Origin of the sequence: Aeromicrobium sp. (genome assembly GCF_025965075.1) — a bacterium.
GTDB lineage: Bacteria > Actinomycetota > Actinomycetes > Propionibacteriales > Nocardioidaceae > Aeromicrobium.
This window is the reverse complement of sequence record NZ_JAOPXQ010000265.1, coordinates 1-2,542: the sequence shown is the minus strand read 5'-3', so window position 1 is coordinate 2,542 and position 2,542 is coordinate 1. Positions and strand designations below refer to the sequence as shown.

3 protein-coding genes are annotated in these 2,542 nt (G+C 72.9%); all 3 read left to right on the top strand.

What is annotated here, in order from left to right; translation table 11 throughout:
• Positions 1 to 775 (top strand): ThiF family adenylyltransferase (locus JWQ91_RS15580; RefSeq protein ID WP_297786204.1); only part of this gene is annotated, 775 nt, incomplete at its 5' end.
• 10 nt (positions 776 to 785) lie between these two features.
• Positions 786 to 1,094, top strand: a complete 309-nt coding sequence (locus JWQ91_RS15575; protein WP_297786201.1) for an MGMT family protein — start codon at positions 786 to 788, stop codon at positions 1,092 to 1,094.
• A 20-nt stretch (positions 1,095 to 1,114) separates the two neighbouring features.
• A partial coding sequence (locus JWQ91_RS15570) for an ATP-dependent helicase (protein ID WP_297786198.1) occupies positions 1,115 to 2,542 on the top strand: 1,428 nt, incomplete at its 3' end.

Sequence of the window (2,542 nt, the reverse complement as noted above, 5' to 3'; positions counted from 1 at the left end):
CGTCGACGGCACCGACAACTACGCGACCCGCTACCTGGTCAACGACGCGGCGGTCATCCTCGGCAAGCCGTACGTGTGGGGCTCGATCTACCGGTTCGAGGGCCAGGTGTCGGTCTTCTGGGCCCAGGAGGGCCCGCAGTACCGCGACCTCTACCCCGAGCCGCCCCCGCCCGGCATGGTGCCGTCGTGCGCCGAGGGCGGCGTGCTGGGCGTCCTGTGCGCCTCGATCGGCTCGATCATGGTGACCGAGGCGATCAAGCTCATCACCGGAATCGGCGACCCGCTGATCGGCCGCCTGATGGTCTACGACGCGCTCGAGATGCGCTACTCGACCCTCAACGTCCGGCGTGACCCCAACGGGGTCCTGCCGACCGAGCTCATGAGCGACTACGAGGCGTTCTGCGGCGCGATCAGCGAGGAGGCCGCCGACGCGGCTGCCGACTCGACGATCTCGGTGACGACGCTCGACGGCTGGCTCAAGGAGCGCAACGACGGCGGGCGCGACTTCGTGCTGGTCGACGTGCGCGAGCCGAACGAGTACGAGATCAACCAGATCCCCGGCTCGATCCTGATCCCCAAGGGCGAGTTCCTCAACGGCAAGGCGCTCGAGCAGCTGCCCGGCGACAAGCAGATCGTCCTGCACTGCAAGTCGGGCGTCCGCTCGGCCGAGGCGCTGGCCGTGCTCAAGGGCGCGGGCTACAAGGACTCGGTGCACGTCGGCGGCGGTGTCGTCGCCTGGGTCAACCAGATCGATCCGAGTCAGCCGACGTACTGATCGAACGACGATGAAGCCCGACTTCACGGATCGGGTCCTGGACCTGGTCGAGCGGATCCCGCCCGGCCAGGTCCTGTCGTACGGGCTGATCGCGGAGATCCTGCAGGACGGCGGGCCGCGCCAGGTCGGCCGGGTCATGGCCCTGGAGGGTGCCGCCGTGCCGTGGTGGCGGGTCGTCCGGGCCGACGGGAGCCTGCCCGCGTCGCACGCGATCAACGCCCAGGAGCACTACCGCGACGAGCGGACGCCGATGCGCGGCAACGGCTCCGCGGTCGACATGCCGCTCGCGCTCTGGCGGTTCGACGACGACGTGTCATAGCCGTCTGGTGGGATGGGGCCATGCCTGTCGAGTACGTCCTGGAGAAGCCGAGCGCCGAGCCGCTGCGCGCCCCCGTCCTCGACCCCAGCCAGCAGGCCGTCGTCGACCACCCGGGTGGTCCGCTGCTGGTCCTCGCCGGCCCCGGCACCGGCAAGACGACGACCCTCGTCGAGGTCGTGGTCGACCGGATCGAGCACCACGGCTACCGGCCCGAGGAGATCCTGGTCCTGACCTTCAGCCGCAAGGCCGCCGAGGAGCTCCGCGCCCGGATCGCCCGCCGGTTGACCCGCACCAGCGCCGCGGCGCCGGCCATGACGTTCCACTCCTTCTGCTACGGACTGGTGCGCGAGTTCGCCGACCCCGAGTCGTACGGCCGGCCGGTCCAGCTGCTGACCGCCCCCGAGCAGGACGCGACGATCGCCGAGCTGGTCGGCGGCACGGGCGCCGACCAGTGGCCCGGGCCGCTGCAGCCCGCGCTGCGGACCCGCGGCTTCGCCCGCGAGCTGCAGGTCATCATGGCCAAGGCACGCTCGCTCGGGATGGACGCCGACGACCTCCTCGCCGCCGCGGAGGCCGCGGGTCGTCCCGACTGGGAAGCCGCCGGACGATTCTTCGGGCAGTACGTCGGGGCGAGCGCCCTGGCCAACACGATCGACTACGCCGACCTGGTGTTCCAGGCGCTCGGCATCGCGACCGACCCGGACCACCAGCAGGTCCTGCGCGAGCGCTACCGGCTCGTTGTCGTCGACGAGTACCAGGACACCGACCCCCTCCAGGTCCAGCTCCTGACCGCGCTGGCCGGCGACGGGCGCAACCTCATCGTGGTCGGCGACCCCGACCAGTCGATCTACGCGTTCCGCGGCGCCGACGTCTCGGGGATCCTGGAGTTCCCGCAGCGCTTCGCGACCCGCGCCGGCCCGGCTCCGACGCTGGCGCTCGGCGCGACCCGCCGGTTCGGGCCCGCGATCCTGGCCGCGACCCGGGCGGTCATCGGCCGGATCGGCGTCGCCGGCAGCATCGACCGCGCGACGTTCGAGAAGTTCCGCCAGGTCCGCTCCGACGCCGCGACCCCCGGCGAGGTCGTCGTCGAGACCTACGCGACCCCGTCGGCCGAGGCCGAGCACATCGCGCTGCGCCTGCGCGAGGCCCACCTGACGGGGGACAGGCTGCCGTGGGAGCAGATGGCGGTGCTGGTGCGGTCGAGCGCCGCCCTGGCCCCGTTGCAGCGGACCCTCGCCGCCTCCGGCGTCCCGGTCGAGGTCGCCGGCGACGAGGTGCCGCTGGGCGACGAGCCCGCGGTCCGTGCGCTCCTGGCCGCGCTGTGGATCGCCGAGCGGCTCAGCGCCGGCGAGCCCGTCGACCCCGAGCAGGCCGTCGCGGTCCTGACCGGCCCGCTCGGCCGGCTCGACGCCCCGGCGCTGCGCCGCCTCGGTCGGGCGCTCCGGCGC

Bases quoted from the DNA above. Each gene is read 5' to 3' on its own strand.
- JWQ91_RS15575 (WP_297786201.1), top strand. From the start codon at position 786: ATGAAGCCCGACTTCACGGATCGGGTCCTGGACCTGGTCGAGCGGATC.